Origin of the sequence: Streptococcus parasanguinis (assembly GCF_001069785.1) — a bacterium.
GTDB classification, from domain to species: domain Bacteria; phylum Bacillota; class Bacilli; order Lactobacillales; family Streptococcaceae; genus Streptococcus; species Streptococcus parasanguinis_T.
Map to the genome: position 1 here is coordinate 1 of NZ_JVSR01000076.1, position 16,872 is coordinate 16,872.

18 protein-coding genes are annotated in these 16,872 nt (G+C 44.3%); 4 read left to right on the forward strand and 14 right to left on the reverse strand.

Going from position 1 to position 16,872, the window contains the following annotated elements; translation table 11 throughout:
* Positions 1-161: 161 nt before the first annotated feature.
* From ADG03_RS06610 to mutL, 12 genes are all read right to left on the reverse strand, one after another.
* Entirely contained in the window at positions 162-572 is a 411-nt protein-coding gene (locus ADG03_RS06610) for an SP_0198 family lipoprotein (RefSeq protein ID WP_049472109.1), read from the reverse strand.
* Positions 573-648: 76 nt separating this feature from the next.
* Entirely contained in the window at positions 649-1,881 is a 1,233-nt protein-coding gene (locus tag ADG03_RS06615) for a bifunctional folylpolyglutamate synthase/dihydrofolate synthase (RefSeq protein ID WP_049472110.1), read from the reverse strand.
* Positions 1,882-2,185: 304 nt separating this feature from the next.
* Positions 2,186-2,491: a DUF1292 domain-containing protein gene (locus ADG03_RS06620; protein ID WP_003001941.1), complete on the reverse strand. Its 306-nt coding sequence runs from the start codon at positions 2,489-2,491 to the stop codon at positions 2,186-2,188.
* A gap of 22 nt (positions 2,492-2,513) precedes the next feature.
* A complete protein-coding gene (gene ruvX, locus ADG03_RS06625) occupies positions 2,514-2,933 on the reverse strand; it encodes a Holliday junction resolvase RuvX (protein ID WP_049472111.1) in 420 nt (139 codons plus the stop codon).
* Positions 2,933-3,199: an IreB family regulatory phosphoprotein gene (locus ADG03_RS06630; protein ID WP_003002070.1), complete on the reverse strand. Its 267-nt coding sequence runs from the start codon at positions 3,197-3,199 to the stop codon at positions 2,933-2,935. The genes ruvX and ADG03_RS06630 overlap by 1 nt, the downstream gene beginning before the upstream one ends.
* 124 nt (positions 3,200-3,323) lie before the next feature.
* Positions 3,324-3,920, reverse strand: coding sequence for an SP0191 family lipoprotein (locus ADG03_RS06635; protein ID WP_031576799.1), 597 nt, complete (start codon positions 3,918-3,920; stop codon positions 3,324-3,326).
* A 136-nt stretch (positions 3,921-4,056) separates the two neighbouring features.
* A complete protein-coding gene (gene spx / locus ADG03_RS06640) occupies positions 4,057-4,455 on the reverse strand; it encodes a transcriptional regulator Spx (protein ID WP_003009108.1) in 399 nt (132 codons plus the stop codon).
* An 87-nt stretch (positions 4,456-4,542) separates the two neighbouring features.
* Positions 4,543-5,688 (reverse strand): recombinase RecA, encoded by a 1,146-nt coding sequence (gene recA, locus ADG03_RS06645; protein WP_003002082.1) that lies wholly within the window; start codon positions 5,686-5,688, stop codon positions 4,543-4,545.
* A gap of 120 nt (positions 5,689-5,808) precedes the next feature.
* Positions 5,809-7,077 carry a competence/damage-inducible protein A gene (locus tag ADG03_RS06650; protein ID WP_049472112.1) on the reverse strand — a complete coding sequence of 423 codons (1,269 nt, stop codon included), beginning with the start codon at positions 7,075-7,077 and terminating at the stop codon, positions 5,809-5,811.
* 97 nt (positions 7,078-7,174) lie between these two features.
* Positions 7,175-7,729, reverse strand: coding sequence for a DNA-3-methyladenine glycosylase I (locus ADG03_RS06655; RefSeq protein ID WP_049472113.1), 555 nt, complete (start codon positions 7,727-7,729; stop codon positions 7,175-7,177).
* A gap of 9 nt (positions 7,730-7,738) precedes the next feature.
* Positions 7,739-8,332 carry a Holliday junction branch migration protein RuvA gene (ruvA, locus tag ADG03_RS06660; RefSeq protein WP_013904320.1) on the reverse strand — a complete coding sequence of 198 codons (594 nt, stop codon included), beginning with the start codon at positions 8,330-8,332 and terminating at the stop codon, positions 7,739-7,741.
* Between the two features lie 20 nt (positions 8,333-8,352).
* Positions 8,353-10,296 carry a DNA mismatch repair endonuclease MutL gene (gene mutL / locus ADG03_RS06665; protein ID WP_049472118.1) on the reverse strand — a complete coding sequence of 648 codons (1,944 nt, stop codon included), beginning with the start codon at positions 10,294-10,296 and terminating at the stop codon, positions 8,353-8,355.
* A gap of 249 nt (positions 10,297-10,545) precedes the next feature.
* Between mutL and ADG03_RS06670 the strand changes: the two genes are divergently transcribed.
* Complete coding sequence (locus ADG03_RS06670) at positions 10,546-10,986, forward strand: LytTR family DNA-binding domain-containing protein (protein ID WP_049472114.1); 441 nt, start codon at positions 10,546-10,548, stop codon at positions 10,984-10,986.
* Positions 10,980-11,435 carry a DUF3021 domain-containing protein gene (locus tag ADG03_RS06675; protein WP_021154102.1) on the forward strand — a complete coding sequence of 152 codons (456 nt, stop codon included), beginning with the start codon at positions 10,980-10,982 and terminating at the stop codon, positions 11,433-11,435. The genes ADG03_RS06670 and ADG03_RS06675 overlap by 7 nt, the downstream gene beginning before the upstream one ends.
* Before the next feature lie 34 nt (positions 11,436-11,469).
* Here the strand turns inward: ADG03_RS06675 and mutS are convergent, their stop codons facing one another.
* Both mutS and argR read right to left on the reverse strand, forming a co-directional pair.
* Positions 11,470-14,019 carry a DNA mismatch repair protein MutS gene (mutS, locus tag ADG03_RS06680; RefSeq protein ID WP_049472115.1) on the reverse strand — a complete coding sequence of 850 codons (2,550 nt, stop codon included), beginning with the start codon at positions 14,017-14,019 and terminating at the stop codon, positions 11,470-11,472.
* A 120-nt stretch (positions 14,020-14,139) separates the two neighbouring features.
* Positions 14,140-14,580 (reverse strand): arginine repressor, encoded by a 441-nt coding sequence (argR, locus tag ADG03_RS06685; protein WP_003009125.1) that lies wholly within the window; start codon positions 14,578-14,580, stop codon positions 14,140-14,142.
* Between the two features lie 104 nt (positions 14,581-14,684).
* On the opposite strand from argR, the gene argS reads away from it, so the two are divergent.
* Both argS and ADG03_RS06695 read left to right on the forward strand, forming a co-directional pair.
* Complete coding sequence (gene argS / locus ADG03_RS06690; RefSeq protein WP_049472116.1) at positions 14,685-16,373, forward strand: arginine--tRNA ligase; 1,689 nt, start codon at positions 14,685-14,687, stop codon at positions 16,371-16,373.
* Positions 16,374-16,524: 151 nt separating this feature from the next.
* Positions 16,525-16,770 carry a hypothetical protein gene (locus ADG03_RS06695; protein ID WP_049472117.1) on the forward strand — a complete coding sequence of 82 codons (246 nt, stop codon included), beginning with the start codon at positions 16,525-16,527 and terminating at the stop codon, positions 16,768-16,770.
* The last annotated feature ends 102 nt before the right edge of the window (positions 16,771-16,872 follow it).

Sequence of the window (16,872 nt, forward strand, 5' to 3'; positions counted from 1 at the left end):
GAATTCGATTTCGTCGTCCCACCTCCGCACAGTTGAGTAGGGCTGTAAAAACTGATGAAATCAGCGTAGTAGAGCCCACTCAACCACTGCGTCTTGCTCGACAATCCAAAAACAATTGAGAGGCTAGGACTTTTGTCCCAGCCTCTCAATTGTTTCGTCCCTTATTGCTTGGTTAAAACGATAATCCCTTGATCATCCTCTGCTTGCTCCAGGTCTTCTAGCGACAACTGATCTCCTTCGATCCGATAGCGATAAGGCTCATCCCCGATACGCATGGATTGATTGACCGGATCAATGCTGACCTCTTTGGTCTCTTCTTCTCCATCAGCATCTTGCACCGTAAACGTGCCTTTTTGACCCGTCACAACTAAGAGGATCGTATTTTCCTCGTCCTGTCCTCGATAGCTTCCATCTATGGACACCCCTTGCCCTGACTTTTCACTGGTCGAAGCCACTGTCTCAGATGAATGTGAGCTAGCGCTACTTGAGGCTTTTGGCGTTTGTTCTTGCTGGCTACAAGCAGTCAGGAAAAGGGCTACTGCCAAGGTCATTATAGACATGATTTTTTTCATTAAGATCGGCTCCTTTCGCCATAACCGTATACTATCTACCACCAGTATACGCCAAGAAAGTCTTTAGGTCAATTGTTTACCCCTCTAATAAAAATGCCCTTACTTCCGCAATAAAATACAAGGATCCTGTGACAAATAAGACTTCATCTGGGGAACTCTGATCCATAAATTCTTTGATATAGGCCTTGTAGTCCGCTACATAGGGCAGGTCTTGTCGGTCGCCTTGTGCCACCACTTCACCGTAATGAAAGGTCGTCAAAATCAATTCAGCTTCCGGCAATCCCGCTTGAAGCGTTTGGAGCATCCCTCTATAATCTTTTCGCTTGAGGGCCCCAAATAAAATCTTCACGCGCTTTCCTGCTAAGCTATTGGCAAACTCGATCAAGCGCAACATAGCATGAGGATTATGGGCGCCATCCAGATACACCTGGTCGCCAAACAACTCTAGACGGCCCGGCCACCGCGTCTCTTGCAAGGCGTGCTTGACCTGCTCCATATCCACTTCTTCATCTAGGCTTTCCATATAGAGGAGAAAGGCCTCCAGAGCTACTGCAGCATTTTCCCGTTGGTAATCACCCTTCAAGCCCAGAGACGGCAAGACAATATCCACACTTTCATTCCAAAAGCGATCCTGCTCTATGCCAAAATCTTTCTGGAAGGCGTGGAGACCCACAGCCAATTGCTCCGCTTTTTCTTGACAAACAGCTATAGCATCATCCGATAAGGGACCCACCACAGCTTTCTTGCCCTTCTTAAAGATTCCTGCCTTTTGCTGGGCGATTTCCGCAATCGTCCCTCCCAGCGTTTCCTGGTGATCCAGGCCAACCGAAGTGATCACTGCAATCTCTCCCGTCACTACGTTGGTCGTATCCAGAAGCCCACCGATACCAACTTCCAGCAAGACCACGTCCACTGCTTGTTCCTTAAAATACAAGAGGGCCATGAGGCAGATAATCTCAAAATAAGAGAGTTGGTCCTGGGTTTGAAGCAAGGTCTGCTCCATTTGTTGGACTTCTTGGCCAATCCGAGTAAAATCTTCATCTGAAATCGGCTGATCCCCAATACAAATCCGATCATGGATACTGATCATATGAGGAGAAGTAAAGGTTCCAACCTTCTTTCCGTGAGCCATCAATAATTGACGCAAAAAGGCGATTGTGGATCCCTTCCCATTGGTTCCTGTCACATGAAGGATCGGATAAGCCTTATCCGGCCTCCCTAAAAGGCTCACTGCCTGCTCCATACGATCCAGTCCCGATCGAAAATTTAGACCGATCCGACTATTCATCCATTGCTCAATCTTATTCACATCTTCCTCCTAAAAGAAAAAAGCGACAAAACCTCTTCTGACGTTTGCGCTCCTTTCTTTTGTAATTGTTTCGTTCTCATTTTACAGCAGGTCCATCGGACTTCCTGCTTTTTCTTGTTTCTTGAAGCAGAGCTAAAAACGTCCACTGGACTTACTTGCGGTCTTCATTTCTAGCGCAAGGGTAAAAATGTCCCCCGGACTTACCAACTCTTTCTAGTTTCTAGGAGTTGGGCTAAAAACGTCCCCCGGACTTACTTGCGGTCTTTATTTTTAGCGCAAGGGTAAAAATGTTCACTGAACATTTTTACTCCTCCATAAAGCTGTTGAAGACTTCTTCGATCATATCCCATTCTGCATCTGAGTCTTCTGGGATTGGTTGAAGGTCGCCCTCTGTTCCGTCTTCGTTTTCTGTAAATGAATAAGCTTGAATTTCAACTTCGCCATTTTCATCTTCTTCTGCATTTGCAGGGATCAAAAGGACATAGTTCTTTCCAAACTCTTCTTTGCCATCGATGGTCAAAAGAATTTCAAACAAGGTTTCATTTCCTTGTTCATCCACCAATGTGATTAATTCACGTTCTTCATGGTCGTGGTTATGATCATGTGCCATACTATTCTTCCTCGTTTTCTTTCTAAAAATTACGATCTAAATAATTTTGTAAAATGAGCTGCGCCGCTAACTTATCAATAACTTTTTTGCGTTTGCTACGGCTAACGTCTGCTTGCTCAATCAACATCCGCTCTGCGGCAACTGTTGTCAACCGTTCGTCTTGGTAGTCGACTGGCAACCCAAACTTTTCAGCAATCATTGCGCCATAAGCCTGACTGGCTTCCACACGCGGTCCGCTTGTGTTGTTCATGTTTTTCGGCAAACCCACAACAAAACGGTCTACCTTGTATTGAGCTACTAATTCAGCTAATCGTTCTAAGCCAAATTCTTTTTTGTCCTCATCAATTTGAATGATTTCAAGACCCTGAGCTGTAAAACCGAGAGGATCACTCACAGCAACCCCGACGGTCTTTGAACCGACATCCAATCCCATAATTCTCATTAGAGGTCTATTCCTTGCCCTTTCAAATAATAACGTACCAATTCTTCCACGATCTCGTCACGTTCATATTTACGAATTTGGTTCCGTGCATTATTATAACGAGGTACATAGGCAGGATCACCACTGAGTACGTATCCTACGATTTGATTAATTGGATTGTAGCCTTTTTCATCCAGTGACAAGTAAACATCTTTCAAGGTCTCGCTAATTTCCTTACGATTTGAATCATCAAGATTAAAACGTACTGTTTCATCTGTAAATCCCACAAGAACACCCTCTTTCCTTAGAATATTACTATTATACCATAATCAAGAGTTTTCCACAACGGCCAAGCCCTTGATTTTACGGCTTTTTCAAGCATTTTTGAGCTATTTTAGCTAAACTGTTTTTTTATTTTTGCTCACTCGCTCCAGCATTGATAAGATTATCCGCAAATTGACTCGGTGTCAGCTTCAACAACTCTGGTAAGTGATTGTTTTTGAAGTAGGTCATGCCTTCAGCCTTCTTCACATCCATTGCTTCAAAATCATAGGTGATGGTTACCTTGTATTCATTCTCATTTTCCAAGGTCAAATCAGCTGTGAAACCTGGCACTGTCAAAGCTTCCTTAAATGCATCGTCCTTGTTAAAGGATTCTCTCAATTGCTTTTGTGCTTCCTCGACTCCAACCTGTTGGATCCCTTTTTTCAACTCCTCATCGGTTGCCGTCACATTGATGGTCTCCAACTTTTTAAAGGTATTCCCCACATAGGTGACGATTTGCGTCTGTTGTGTCCCCTTGTCATCTTTTGGAAAGACAAAGGTTCTAGTGATGACTTTATTTTCTTCAGCTTTTTGCAGGATACTCTTATTATCCTTTTGCAGTTGCTCTGCTTTTGCTTGGATTGCCTTTTGTTCACTTGAATTTGGCGTTTTCGCTTGTTTTTTTTGACCGCATCCAGTCAAACACAAGGCAAGTGCACCCAATAAGAAGATTTTCCTTTTCATTTTCCATTCCTTACTAGTTATTGTTTTCTAAAATATTGTATCATAGATTTCGTAAAATGGCGCAGTAAACTGCTTTTCATTCCGATTTTTAAAAAGAAAAAAATCAGAAACAAATTGTTTCTGATTTTCAATCGCTTTAAAGAGCTGCACGCATCCGCGCTTCTGCATTTTCTACATTTCGAACTGATCGTGGCAAGAAGGCACGAATATCGTCTTCTTTGTAGCCCACTTGGAGACGTTTGTCATCTACCAAGATCGGACTTTTAAGAATACGAGGTGTTTCCATGATGATGTCAATGACTTCATTGACACTCAAGTCTTCGATGTCCACTCCTAGATTTTTAGCGTATCGATTTTTTGAAGAGACAATACTTGCCACTCCATTTTCAGTCTTTGTAAGGATATCCAACAATTCTTCTTTGGTGATCCCTTCCTTACCGAGGTTTTGTTCTTTATAAGTTAGCTGGTGAGCGTTGAGCCAAGTCTTTGCTTTTTTACAGCTGGTGCAACTTGACACTGTATAAATTTTAATCATGCATGCACTCCTTTCGCTACACGATAATACTATCGTATTAAATTATAACACAAAAACCATCAGTCTAGCGACCTATTTTGAAAAAAATTAATCTTCAATTTCAATCGCGTCATCTAAATCTAGAGTTACTTCTTCTACGACAGGAGCTGCTTCTTCAGTTTTATCAAGGGTTTTCACTGCTTCGTCTTCTTCGATCAAACCAAAATGAACCCGAACCTTGTGGTCAATTTCGTCAAAAATTTCTGGGTGGTCAGCCAAGAATTTCTTAGCATTTTCAGATCCTTGACCAATTTTTTCGCCATTATAGGAGTACCACGCACCCGCTTTTTGGATGATATCCAAATCTGTTGCAATCTTCACCAATTCACCTGTACGTGAAATTCCTTCCCCGTACATGATTTCGACCATGGCTTCTTTGAACGGTGGAGCTACCTTGTTCTTCACAACCTTGATCTTGGTTTCCTTACCAACGTTGGTATCTTTTTGGTCCCCAGTCCCCTTGATTTGAGTATTTCCACGAACATCTAGACGGACAGAAGCGTAGAATTTCAGGGCACGACCACCAGGTGTGGTTTCAGGGTTCCCAAACATGACCCCAACTTTTTCACGCAATTGGTTGATAAAGATGGCAATGGTCTTGGTCTTATTGATCGAAGCTCCGAGTTTACGCATCGCTTGGCTCATCATCCGCGCTTGCAAACCAACGTGGCTATCCCCGATATCTCCATCGATTTCCGCACGTGGTACCAAGGCCGCAACAGAGTCGACAACCACCAAATCAACCGCACCAGAGTCGATCAATTTACCAGCAATTTCAAGTCCTTGTTCCCCTGAGTCTGGTTGAGACAAGAGAAGTTCGTCGATATTGACCCCAAGAGCTGCTGCATAAGATGGATCCAAGGCATGCTCGGCATCAATAAAGGCAGCAATGCCCCCTTCTTTCTGTGCTTGGGCTACTGCATGGAGGGCAACGGTTGTTTTACCAGATGATTCTGGACCATAGATTTCGATGATCCGACCTTTTGGATAACCACCAGCACCCAAGGCAATATCAAGCGCCAAGGAACCAGAGCTCATGACTTGAACTTTTTGCTCTGCACGTTCGCCCAAACGCATGATCGATCCTTTACCAAAATCCTTCTCGATCAACTTCAGGGCATCATTAAGCGCTTTTTCACGCTCATCTCCAAATTTCTTAGAGATGTCATCTAATTTTTTCTGTTTTTTCGCCATTCTTTTCTCCTATGTTTTTGCTATACAGGAAATGCATGCAACTCACTGACGTTTTCCGTCCTTTGAAAGGCACATTTCCTATCCATTTTTAGAATTATTCTTCATTTGGCACAAGCTTCATTATACCAAATTTTCACCATTTAATACAGCCAAGCGTACCAAATTAAAGGCATGAAGGACTGCAATTTCGCGGACATCCGCCCGGCTACGTCCAGCGATATTAACTTGGACACTATCCACTCCATTTGGAGTCGCAAGTCCGATAAAGACAGTCCCTGCTGGGTGCCCTTCTAGACTATCTGGCCCCGCAACTCCGGTTAGGCTAACACCATAATCGGATCCTGTTAACTTACGGGCCTGTGAAGCCATGGCTTGAGCTGTAAAATGAGACACTACTCCATGTTGCTCCAACTCTTGAGCTGGAATGGACAACATCTTGCTTTTTTCTTCCAGACTATAGGTGACAAAACCACCTGCAAAGATGCTAGACGCCCCTGAAAAATCTGCCAAAGTCGCTTGGAAGAGGCCAGCCGTCAGGCTTTCTGCAGCTGTAATGGTCTTACCAGTCCGTTTCAAGAGATCAAAGGCCACCTTGGCCATCGAATTGTCATCCCCATAACCGTAAAACAACTCTTGCAAAGGTTGATGATCCAGGGTGTGGCGTGATAAGATTTCCTTTTCTAAGACATCGAGCTTAGCATCCGCTGAAGTTTGATCCTTCGCCTTTGTAGACAGACGCAAGGTCACTTCTCCTGTCTTGGCATAAGGGGCCACTGTCGGATCACTCTGCTCTTCAATGATATCTGCTAGGATCGTAACCAGCTGGCTTTCCCCAATCCCAAAGAAGCGCAAGACTCTTGAAAAGAGCTGCTCCCCTGTTGTCAAATGAGGCACCAATTGTTCATTGACCATGGGTTTTAACTCACTTGGTGGACCAGGTAGAACGACATAGGTCACACCATCGACTTCAATCAAACCTCCAACCGCGAGACCTGTACGGTTTTGAAGGGGGATTGAACCGGCAATCAATTGTGCTTGTCGCTCATTATTGGGCGTCCGGACATAATCAGGGCGACTGGCAAAGAAGGTGTCGAGTTTGGCAAGCGCTGTCGGATCAAAAACCAGTTCTTTCCCTAAAAACTTAGCAAGGGTTTGCTTGGTCAAATCATCCTCTGTTGGCCCAAGTCCACCACATAAAATCACCAAATCACTGCGTTTTGAAGCTGTCTCAATGGTCGAGAAGAGACGACCTTCATTATCTCCTACCGCCACATGATAATAGACATCAATCCCTAAACTAGCCAATTTTTCAGACAAGAACTGAGCATTGGTGTTCACAATTTGTCCTGTTAGAATTTCCGTTCCAACTGCAATAATTTCCGCCTTCATGGTGCCTCCTACTTATACTATTCGTAATTTTCATTTCATTTTAACACAATTTCCTAAATTATTTAAAAAAGTCGCAACCTGCGACTTTTTATTGTTCCTATTTCCAATCACAATCATTCTCATGATCATTGACCAGGCCTGCTGCTTGTAGGTAGGATAAAACTGCGACTGGTCCTGTGAACTTAAAACCACGTTTTTTGAGATCTTTGGCTAACTTCTCAGAAAGAGCTGTCTTGGCAGGAGCCTGTCGGTAATCCGGGACATCATTGACGATGGTTTTCCCATTGACAAAAGACCAAAGATAAGCATCAAACGATCCAAATTCCTCCTGGACTTGTAGAAAGGCTTGAGCATTGGCCCGTGTCGCAAAGATCTTGGCACGATTTCGGATGATAGCTGGATTGTCTAACAAGGATTCCAGTTCTTCATCCGTCATCTCTGCGACGCGTTGAAGATGGTAACCATGAAAAGATTCTCGGAAAGTCTGCCGTTTATTGAGGACCGTTTCCCAAGACAAACCAGCCTGATAGGTCTCCATACAAAGCAACTCAAAAAGCGCCTGGTCATCATGCAGGGGTCGTCCCCATTCTTCATCATGATAGGCCACATAGAGGGGGTTGGTCATTTTGACCCAGCCACAACGTTTTGGCATAGGAACCTCCTATTTCACCAACATCTTCAGGGCAGACTTGATGTAGTTTTCAGCAGTATCAGAAGTTCCTTCAAAGAATTTCTTGATTTTCTTGAGTTCCGTTGCCTTGTATCCCAATGCCAACATGGCTTCCATAGCTTCTTCAAGGGCTTGGTTTTCTTCTGCAACTTTGGCTTTGGACTGAGCCGGTGCATCTTCTAGATCAAGATTGATCTTACCTTCCAGATCCAAGACCATCTGTTGGGCTGTTTTCTTGCCGATCTTCGGAAACTTGGTCAAGTAAGTGATGTTCTTGCTTTCGATGGCTTGGACAAGGCCTGCATTGTCATCCGCAGCAATGATAGCCAGAGCTGAGACAGGTCCAATCCCAGAGACTGAGATCAAGTTTAAAAAGAGCTGTTTCTCTTCCTCTGTCGCAAAGCCATAGAGAAGGTGAGCGTCTTCACGGACCACTTGGTGCAGATAGACTTGCACCTCTTGATTCATTTTGCCAGAGTAGGCATAGGGATTGGCCACATGCAAGAGATAGCCGATCCCAGCTGTTTCTACCACAATGTATTTAGCAGTGATTTTCGTTAAAATTCCTTTAATGTATTCGTACATAATCTTCCTTTATTGTTTGTTTAATACTTGCCCAATTCCCGTAGACTGGTGTGATTTTCTTGAATACGTCGGAACATCTTTTCCATATCTGACTTGGTAAAGTTAACCAAGACGGGACGGCCGTGGGGGCAGTTATAGGGGTTGTCACATTGGGACAGTTGATAGATGAGATCCCGTGCAGAGTAATCGTCCAGTATATGGTTGGCCTTGATAGAGCGTTTGCAGGACATCATGATAGCCAACTCAGCTCGGTATTTCTTGATGGACACTTCCTTGGTCAAGAGGAGCATATCACACATTTCATAGATACCCGACTCGATCTCTTCCTCCTTCATCCAGATCGGATGCTCCCGTAAGATCAACTGGTTGGCTCCGTATTCTTCTAAGTAGACGCCCACTTCTTCTAGGAGGTGCTTGCGCTGTTGTAGGCGGATTAGATCGTCTGCAGGGAACTCAAAGATATAGGGCACCAGCAGTTGTTGCTGACTGCCGTCTACGTCCCCGATGCTCTCCCGGTATTCTTCGTATTTGACCCGCTCTTGGGCCGCGTGCTGGTCAATGATATAAAGGCCCCCATTGCCTTGGGCAAAGAGATAGGTTCCATGCATCTGACCAAAATATTCCAACTCTGGGAAGGTCGAATGTTCTTCCCCATCCAACTTATCATAGACCTTGTCTAGACTAGCCAGATCCAACTCTGGATGATCCAGTTCATCATAAACCACAGCCTTTCTTTCCGCAAACTTGATCGCGCTTGTTGGTTTTTCTACTGGGTTTTCTTGGATTCTAGCTTCAGTAGCAGTCTCATCTGCTAGAGGCCGTTGAGGATCTGCCACTTCTGGTCGAAGCTTGAAATCTTGGCTCTCTCGGTCATAATAGAGGCGGTTTTCTTTTAAAGGCAGGGTTGTCTGTACTGGCTTTTCTGTTCGGCGAATGGTCGACTTGGCTAGATTTTCTAGAGCATCCGGAATCAGGTCCTGCTCTTTCAAAGCGTTCGCAATAGCCTGGGAGATCAAGGCCATCAGTTCTCGTTCTTTGGAAATACGAACCTCTTGCTTGGTAGGGTGAACATTGACATCCGCTAAGTAAGGGTCGATCTGGATATTAATGATCGCGAGTGGAAAGCGACCCACCATGAGTTTACTGCCATAGCCGTCTAAAATAGCTCGATTGAGCAAGAAATTCTTGATGTAACGGCCGTTGATAAAGAGACTGATGTAATTGCGATTGGCACGAGTCAATTCAGGCAAAGACACAAAGCCCGTCACTTCAAAATCTAGGTCGCGATTTTCAATGGCCACCATCTTCTTAGCAGACGCAAGTCCATAGACACCTGCAATCGCTTGCCGGAGATTGCCAGTCCCCGCTGTTTTGGTCATTTCTTTTCCATCATTGATCAAGGTAAAGGCGATCTCAGGATGGGCCAAGCTCAAGCGATTGAGAATATCCACGATATGGGATAGCTCTGCCTGCTGGCTCTTTAAATACTTGAGACGAGCAGGTGTATTAAAAAAGAGATCTTCCACTGTGATCTTGGTTCCGACAGGGCTTGTCGCTGGCTCCACTTCCTCAATTTCACCACCCTTTGCGACCAATTTGGTCCCGTGGGCAGCTCCTTCTTGCGCCGTTAGAAGGGTTAGAATACTGACAGAAGCAATGGAAGGCATGGCCTCACCACGAAAACCAAGCGTTCGAATACGAAAAAGATCCGCTTGACTCTTGATCTTACTGGTCGCATGTCGACGGAGGGCTAAAGCGACCTCATCGTGCGCAATTCCTTCCCCATTGTCTGTAATCCGAATCGACTTCAATCCTGCTTCTTCGATTTCAACAACGATCTGGCTAGCCCCAGCATCGATCGAGTTTTCAACCAACTCCTTGACCACACTAGCAGGTCGTTCAATCACTTCACCCGCCGCAATCTGATTGGCTAAGACTTCTGGCAATTCAATAATCTGTGACATGTCTGCTCCTTTACCTATTTTTTCACCGATACATGTAGCTCTATTATACCACAGATCTACAAGACTCCCTTTCTTAAAAAACGTAGGCTTGTCCCCATCTTCTTCCTTAAAAACCGCATAGGCAAAGAAAACGACCACATAGACAAATCCCCTTGTCTTCCCTTTGGAAAAAGTGTTTAATAGTAGTGTAAAGAAGGGGCCGGGCTAGCAGGCCAACCGACTTTACCCAAAGGAGGGAGAAACGATCTTATGAAAGTTGAAGTACAAATTGATTCCCACTTCCAAGAAGAAGCGGTGATGATCACAGCACCTGCACTGTCTGCGCGTGTAGAGAAAATTCGTGACTTTGTGGAAGAATTGGATCAAAAAGGGCGCTTACGTGCTAAAAAGGATGGGGAAGCTTACCTGATCGAAAGCCAACTATTCCAACGTTTTTACATTGAAAATCGGCAAGTAATTGGCGAGACTATGACAAATCAATTTATTCTGACTGGACCACTCTATCAGCTATCTGAAGACTTGCCGACCTGCTTTCTCAAAATTTCCCAATCTGAAATTATCAACACAAAAGAAATCGATCACCTGCACTTTACCAGTGGAGGATCGGTGCAAATCTATCTTAAAAACGGGAGTCTGACCTACTCCTCCCGTCGTTACTTAAAAGCCATTAAGGAGAAATTATCATGCTAAAACAATCTTTTTCTGACGCCCTAAAAGGGATTTTCATCGGGCTCATCTTATCCATCTTCTTTTCCTACCTCTTCTCACCTGAGTTGTACCTTCCCTTAAGTCCCAACTCTGCAGTCGGTCGCTGGATGTTCTTGCATCATGTTCACGGCTCACTGGTCATGCTCTATTGTGCTCTCGTTTGGGGTGCGATTGGGGTCCTCTTTAGCTTCGGAAGTCTCCTCTTTCAAAAAGACTGGAGCCTCTTACGGGCTACTCTGAGCCATTACCTACTCATGTTACTTGGGTTTATTCCCCTAGCTACCTTGGCCGGCTGGTTTCCAGCACGACTCGGATTTTACTTCTCACTCGTTGTCGAATTCACCCTCGTTTACGTGATCATCTGGTTGGTCTCCCATCATTTTTATAAAAAACAAGTCCAAGAAATCAATCAAAGCATTACTAACCACTAAAATAAAAGATCCTCGCCATCACGAGGATCTTCTTTTACAATTTCTTTTTCAATTCGGCGACTGCCATCATGACTTCCATCGGAGTCATATTGTAGAGATCCAGATTCTTCAATTCTGTAATCACTGTATTTTCTGTCTCTTCCTCAAAGAGGGACATTTGTTCAGCAACCTGCGAAGACCCTTCCTTTTTAGGAGTTACATCCGCAAGCGGTACTTGCTGGGCTTGTCCTTCGAGCTTGGTCAAAATCGCATCCGCCCGCTTCAGCAATTCTTCTGGTAAACCAGCGATCTTGGCCACGTGAATCCCATAGGACTTATCCGCTGGGCCGGGTTCAATCTTGTGCAAGAAGGTAACCTGACCATCTCGCTCCAAGGTCGCAACATGGACATTTTCCAAGCGAGACAAGGTTTCTGAAAGAGCCGTCAATTCATGGTAATGGGTCGCAAACAAGGTTTTGGCGCCAGTACGATCGTGAATGTATTCGATGATGGATTGGGCGAGGGCCATCCCATCATAGGTCGCCGTTCCCCGTCCCAACTCATCAAACAAAATCAAGGACTGGGTCGTTGCCTTGCGAATGGCGTGATTAGCCTCCATCATTTCCACCATGAAGGTAGACTGACCCGATACCAGGTCATCAGCAGCTCCGATTCGAGTATAAATCGCATCAAAGATTGGCAACTCGGCCTTTTGCGCTGGAACATAGGAGCCAATTTGGGCAAGAATCACAATGATCGCCAATTGGCGCATATAGGTAGACTTCCCGCTCATATTTGGCCCCGTAATCAGCTGAATATCCCGTTCTTCATCCATAAAGATGCTATTAGGAATATAGGACTGGGCTCCCATGACTTTCTCGACAACTGGATGGCGACCTTTGTCGATCGCGATTCGTCGTTCTTCATGAAAGAAGGGACGATTCAATTGTTGCGACTCAGCGACACTGGCTAAACTTTGTAAAACATCAACCGTCGCAATCGCCTGAGCTAACTGTTGCAGACGTTGGATATACTTGCCAACTTCTTCACGAATCCGCATAAAAATTGTATATTCCAAATTAGCAGACTTCTCACGCGCCTCTAGCATATCTCCTTCGATGCGTGCCAATTCCTCCGTACCAAAGCGTTCTGAATTTTTCAAGGTCGCCTTGCGGAAAAAGTGAGCAGGAACGTGACTCAATTGAGAATTGGTGACATGGAAATAGTAGCCATCCTTCTTGTTGTAATCGATTTTGAGACCTGTAATGCCGCTGGCTTCGCGCTCCTTGGCCTCAATCTCAGCAATCCAACCCGTACCATCCCGAAGAACGACACGGTACTGGTCCAATTGCTCGTCAAACCCAGTTCGGATGATATTTCCCTCTGTAATAACAGCAGATGCTTCCGGAGCAATAGCTGAGGTAATCAAGCGATGCAACTCAGGAAGTTCATCCAAGCGTGCAATCAAGACATCTAAGACTGGATCGCCAATCCCCAGTAGAATCGACTTAATCGTCGGCACATGCCCCAGAGTATCTCCTAGTTGCAAGAGATCCTTAGGATTGATCTTGCCAAAGGAAACCCGACTCGCTAAGCGTTCAATGTCATAGACTCCTTTGAGGCTGTCGGTCAAATCGCTCCGTTCAAAGAAATGATCCATAAAGACCTGAATGATGTCCTGGCGCTCTCGAATCCGTTTCAAATCGACCAAGGGTTTCTGAATCCAGGACCGCAACAAACGACCACCCATGGCCGTCTTGGTTTCATCCAAATACCAATACAAGCTACCATGTTTCTTCCCAGTCCGTGCATTCTCTGTCAAATCCAGACTAGCCTTGGTCGCAAAGTCCATCTGCAAGAAATCGCAAATCTCATAATGATGGGCTTTTTTGAGGTGGCTTAATTCCCGCATTTGTGTCTGGTGGACATACTGGAGAAGTTTTCCAGCCGTTTTCTTTTCTAGCTCACTCAACTGATCCCCTAAGAGTTGAACATCGTCGAGCGCCGTCTCTACATGTGACAACAAGAGATTCATCTGACTAACAAACACACGCTCTTCCTGTTCTGGCAACTCATAACCCAGGACCACCTCACGCGCACGTAAATTGCGGATTTCTCCACAAACCATGCTAAAGTCATTGAGGGTCGTCACCTGAAACTCCCCTGTCACCAGATCCATATAGGCTAGCCCATACTCATTTCCTGAACGATCCAAAGCAACCAGGAAGTTATTCTCACTATCTGGCTTGGTCGAATCCACCACTGTACCCGGTGTAATCACCTGTACCACTTCACGCTTAACGACCCCCTTGGCTTCTTTGGGGTCTTCCATTTGTTCTGCAATCGCGACCTTATAGCCCTGTTCAATGAGGACATCAATATACTGCTGGGCCGAGTGGTAGGGAACACCTGCCATAGGGATCGGATTCTCTGCATTTTTATTCCGTGAGGTTAAGGAAATCTCTAAAATTTGAGCTGCATTCACTGCATCTTCATAAAATAATTCGTAAAAATCTCCCATTCGAAACAGCAAAAAGGCATCCGGATAGTCTTTTTTGATATCTAGATACTGCTGCATTCCAGGGGATATTTTCTCTACTGCCATACTTCTTTATTCCTTACTCTTGCATCATTTTCTGACGCAAGCTCCATAGATGAAAACAGGAGTAGATAGTTGCCTATCTTCCTCCTTTTGACATTTCTCTTTCTCTCCAACGGGGCTTGACTACTGCATCATCCCTAAAATTTCATTTTGAATTTCAATCGCTGCATCTTGGTCTCGACAGACAATCAAGAGGGTATTGGCCCCTGCTACTGTTCCCAAAATACGCTCATCTGACATTTCATCTACACCATTGGCCAAGAGAGCTGCCTCACCTAGCTCTGTCCGCAAGACCAAGGTGAATTCTGCTCGTGAAACAGACTTGGCATGGCTGGACAACATAATATAAATCTCTGCCACCTCAGGCTCATTGGGCAAAATATAATACAACTGGTCTTTTCGTTTCACCTTGACTAGACCCAGATCGCGCAAATCTCGTGACAGAGTAGTTTGCGTTACAGCAATTCCTTTTGCTTCTAATCGATCCTGAATCTCTTTTTGAGTCGACAATTTTTCATTTCGAATCATTTGTTGAATCAAAAGGTGACGTTCTGTCTTTTTCATTGGACCTCCACTTTTGAATAAATATACTTTAAATTATACCAAAAAAATTGAAAATTCGCTCAGAATTGTGTTAAAATAATAGTTAAAAGGACTAAGGAGCTAATATGAATAATAAAGAACTCATTGCTAGTGAATTGGCCAAAGTGATTGACTCTCTTGACCAAGATGCTATTTTAAACTTGCTTGAACAACCAAAATCATCTGATCTTGGTGACATTGCTTTTCCAGCCTTCTCACTTGCAAAAGTGGAACGCAAGGCTCCTCAAGCAATCGCTGCAGACATTGCTGAAAAGATCGACCAAAGCGCCTTTGAAAAAGTCGTTGCAACTGGACCTTACGTGAACTTCTTCTTAGATAAATCTAAGATCTCTGATCAGGTGATCAAATCCGTCATCGAAGCAGGTGCAGACTACGGCCAACAAGACGAAGGACATGGTCAAAACATCACCATCGACCTTTCAAGCCCAAACATCGCAAAACCATTCTCAGTTGGTCACTTGCGTTCAACTGTTATCGGGGATGCTCTTTCAAACATCTTCCGCAAAATGGGCTACAACACGATTAAAATCAACCACTTGGGAGACTGGGGCAAACAGTTCGGTCTCTTGATGGTAGCCTACAAAAAATGGGGTAGCAAGGAAGCTGTTGAAGCCAACCCAATCGATGAATTGCTAAAACTTTACGTTCGTATCAATGCTGAAATTGAAAATGATCCTGAGCTTGATGAAGAAGGACGTAAATGGTTCAAGAAATTGGAAGATGGAGATCCAGAAGCGACTGAATTGTGGCAATGGTTCCGTGACGAAAGCTTGGTGGAATTCAACCGTATCTACAAACTCCTTGGTGTTGAGTTTGATAGCTTAAACGGGGAAGCTTTCTACAACGACAAGATGGATGAAGGGGTTCAAATCCTTGAAGACAAAGGCTTGTTGAAAGAATCTAAAGGAGCTAGCATCGTTGAGCTTGATGATGTGAACCTTCCACCAGCTATGATTAAGAAATCAGACGGTGCCACTCTTTATATCACTCGTGATATCGCAACCGCTATCTACCGTGCACGGACTTACAACTTTGTGAAAAACATCTACGCCGTAGGTCAAGAACAATCCAACCACTTCCGTCAGTTGAAAGCTGTTTTGAAGAAAATGGGATTTGACTGGAGCGATGATATGGTTCACGTTGACTTTGGTTTGGTCACAAAAAACCGCCAAAAATTGTCAACTCGTAAAGGAAATATCATCCTGCTCGAACCAACTCTTCAAGAAGCGATCTCTCGTGCCAAAGCTCAGATCGAAGAGAAGAATCCTGAACTTGAAAACAAAGAAGAAGTGGCACATGCAGTCGGTGTTGGTGCGGTTAAATTCTACGATTTGAAGACAGACCGTCGCAACGGGTATGACTTTGACCTTGAAGCCATGGTATCCTTCGAAGGAGAAACTGGACCTTACGTTCAATACGCATACGCTCGTATCCAATCCATCCTTCGCAAAGCCAACTTCACTCCATCAACAGATGCAACTTACAGCTTGAGCGACCCAGAAAGCTGGGAAATCATCAAACTTCTCCAAGACTTCTCTCGTGTCGTGAAACGTGCCGCTGAAAACTATGACCCATCCTTGATCGCTAAATATGCGATTAACTTGGCTCAAGCCTTCAACAAGTACTATGCTCACACTCGTATCTTGGATGAAAGTCCAGAACGCGATAGCCGTCTTGCTCTTAGCTACTCAACAGCAGTTGTTTTGAAAGAAGCACTTCGCTTACTTGGTGTCGATGCACCTGAGAAAATGTAATTTCTTATCTAATTGTTGATCAGTAGAATATCTCTTCTGGGAGTGAGAAAGAACTAAATGCATTTAAAATTAGTTCTTTCTCACTCCTTTTCTCATGCCCAATGCCCTTCATTTTCTACATTTTCAGATCCTTTATATACAGGAGAAATCTATGAATCAAACCGTTTACATCTTAATCCTCATCAGTTTAGTGGTTCTCTTTTTATTTAACAAGTACGAAAGAGAAAAACTACAACAGCTCTTACAAGAGCAACTCTTGAAAGATCAAGCTTTCAAAGATAGCATCAAGGAAAAAATCCAAGAGACCGACAATATCAACGATGTCATCCATGCTATCAACAAAGACTATCGATTGGGGCTCCTACTTGCTAAAGAAATCACTGAAAAATTAAAATAAGCCATAGAAGAGGAGTCATATAAAATGTGACTCCTCTTCTATTCAGTCGCAACAAATAAGAGGCTGGGACAAAAGTCCTAGCCTCTCAATTATTTTTGGATT

Excerpts from the sequence above, each read along its gene's own strand:
- ruvA (WP_013904320.1), bottom strand. The coding sequence starts at position 8,332 with ATGTACGAATACATTAAAGGAATTTTAACGAAAATCACTGCTAAATAC.
- ruvX (WP_049472111.1), bottom strand. The coding sequence starts at position 2,933 with ATGAGAATTATGGGATTGGATGTCGGTTCAAAGACCGTCGGGGTTGCT.
- argS (WP_049472116.1), top strand. The coding sequence starts at position 14,685 with ATGAATAATAAAGAACTCATTGCTAGTGAATTGGCCAAAGTGATTGAC.
- ADG03_RS06675 (WP_021154102.1), top strand. The coding sequence starts at position 10,980 with ATGCTAAAACAATCTTTTTCTGACGCCCTAAAAGGGATTTTCATCGGG.
- ADG03_RS06620 (WP_003001941.1), bottom strand. The coding sequence starts at position 2,491 with ATGGCACATGATCATAACCACGACCATGAAGAACGTGAATTAATCACA.
- ADG03_RS06610 (WP_049472109.1), bottom strand. The coding sequence starts at position 572 with ATGAAAAAAATCATGTCTATAATGACCTTGGCAGTAGCCCTTTTCCTG.
- ADG03_RS06635 (WP_031576799.1), bottom strand. The coding sequence starts at position 3,920 with ATGAAAAGGAAAATCTTCTTATTGGGTGCACTTGCCTTGTGTTTGACT.
- argR (WP_003009125.1), bottom strand. The coding sequence starts at position 14,580 with ATGAAAAAGACAGAACGTCACCTTTTGATTCAACAAATGATTCGAAAT.
- ADG03_RS06670 (WP_049472114.1), top strand. The coding sequence starts at position 10,546 with ATGAAAGTTGAAGTACAAATTGATTCCCACTTCCAAGAAGAAGCGGTG.
- mutL (WP_049472118.1), bottom strand. The coding sequence starts at position 10,296 with ATGTCACAGATTATTGAATTGCCAGAAGTCTTAGCCAATCAGATTGCG.
- recA (WP_003002082.1), bottom strand. The coding sequence starts at position 5,688 with ATGGCGAAAAAACAGAAAAAATTAGATGACATCTCTAAGAAATTTGGA.
- ADG03_RS06655 (WP_049472113.1), bottom strand. The coding sequence starts at position 7,729 with ATGCCAAAACGTTGTGGCTGGGTCAAAATGACCAACCCCCTCTATGTG.
- ADG03_RS06650 (WP_049472112.1), bottom strand. The coding sequence starts at position 7,077 with ATGAAGGCGGAAATTATTGCAGTTGGAACGGAAATTCTAACAGGACAA.
- mutS (WP_049472115.1), bottom strand. The coding sequence starts at position 14,019 with ATGGCAGTAGAGAAAATATCCCCTGGAATGCAGCAGTATCTAGATATC.
- ADG03_RS06695 (WP_049472117.1), top strand. The coding sequence starts at position 16,525 with ATGAATCAAACCGTTTACATCTTAATCCTCATCAGTTTAGTGGTTCTC.
- spx (WP_003009108.1), bottom strand. The coding sequence starts at position 4,455 with ATGATTAAAATTTATACAGTGTCAAGTTGCACCAGCTGTAAAAAAGCA.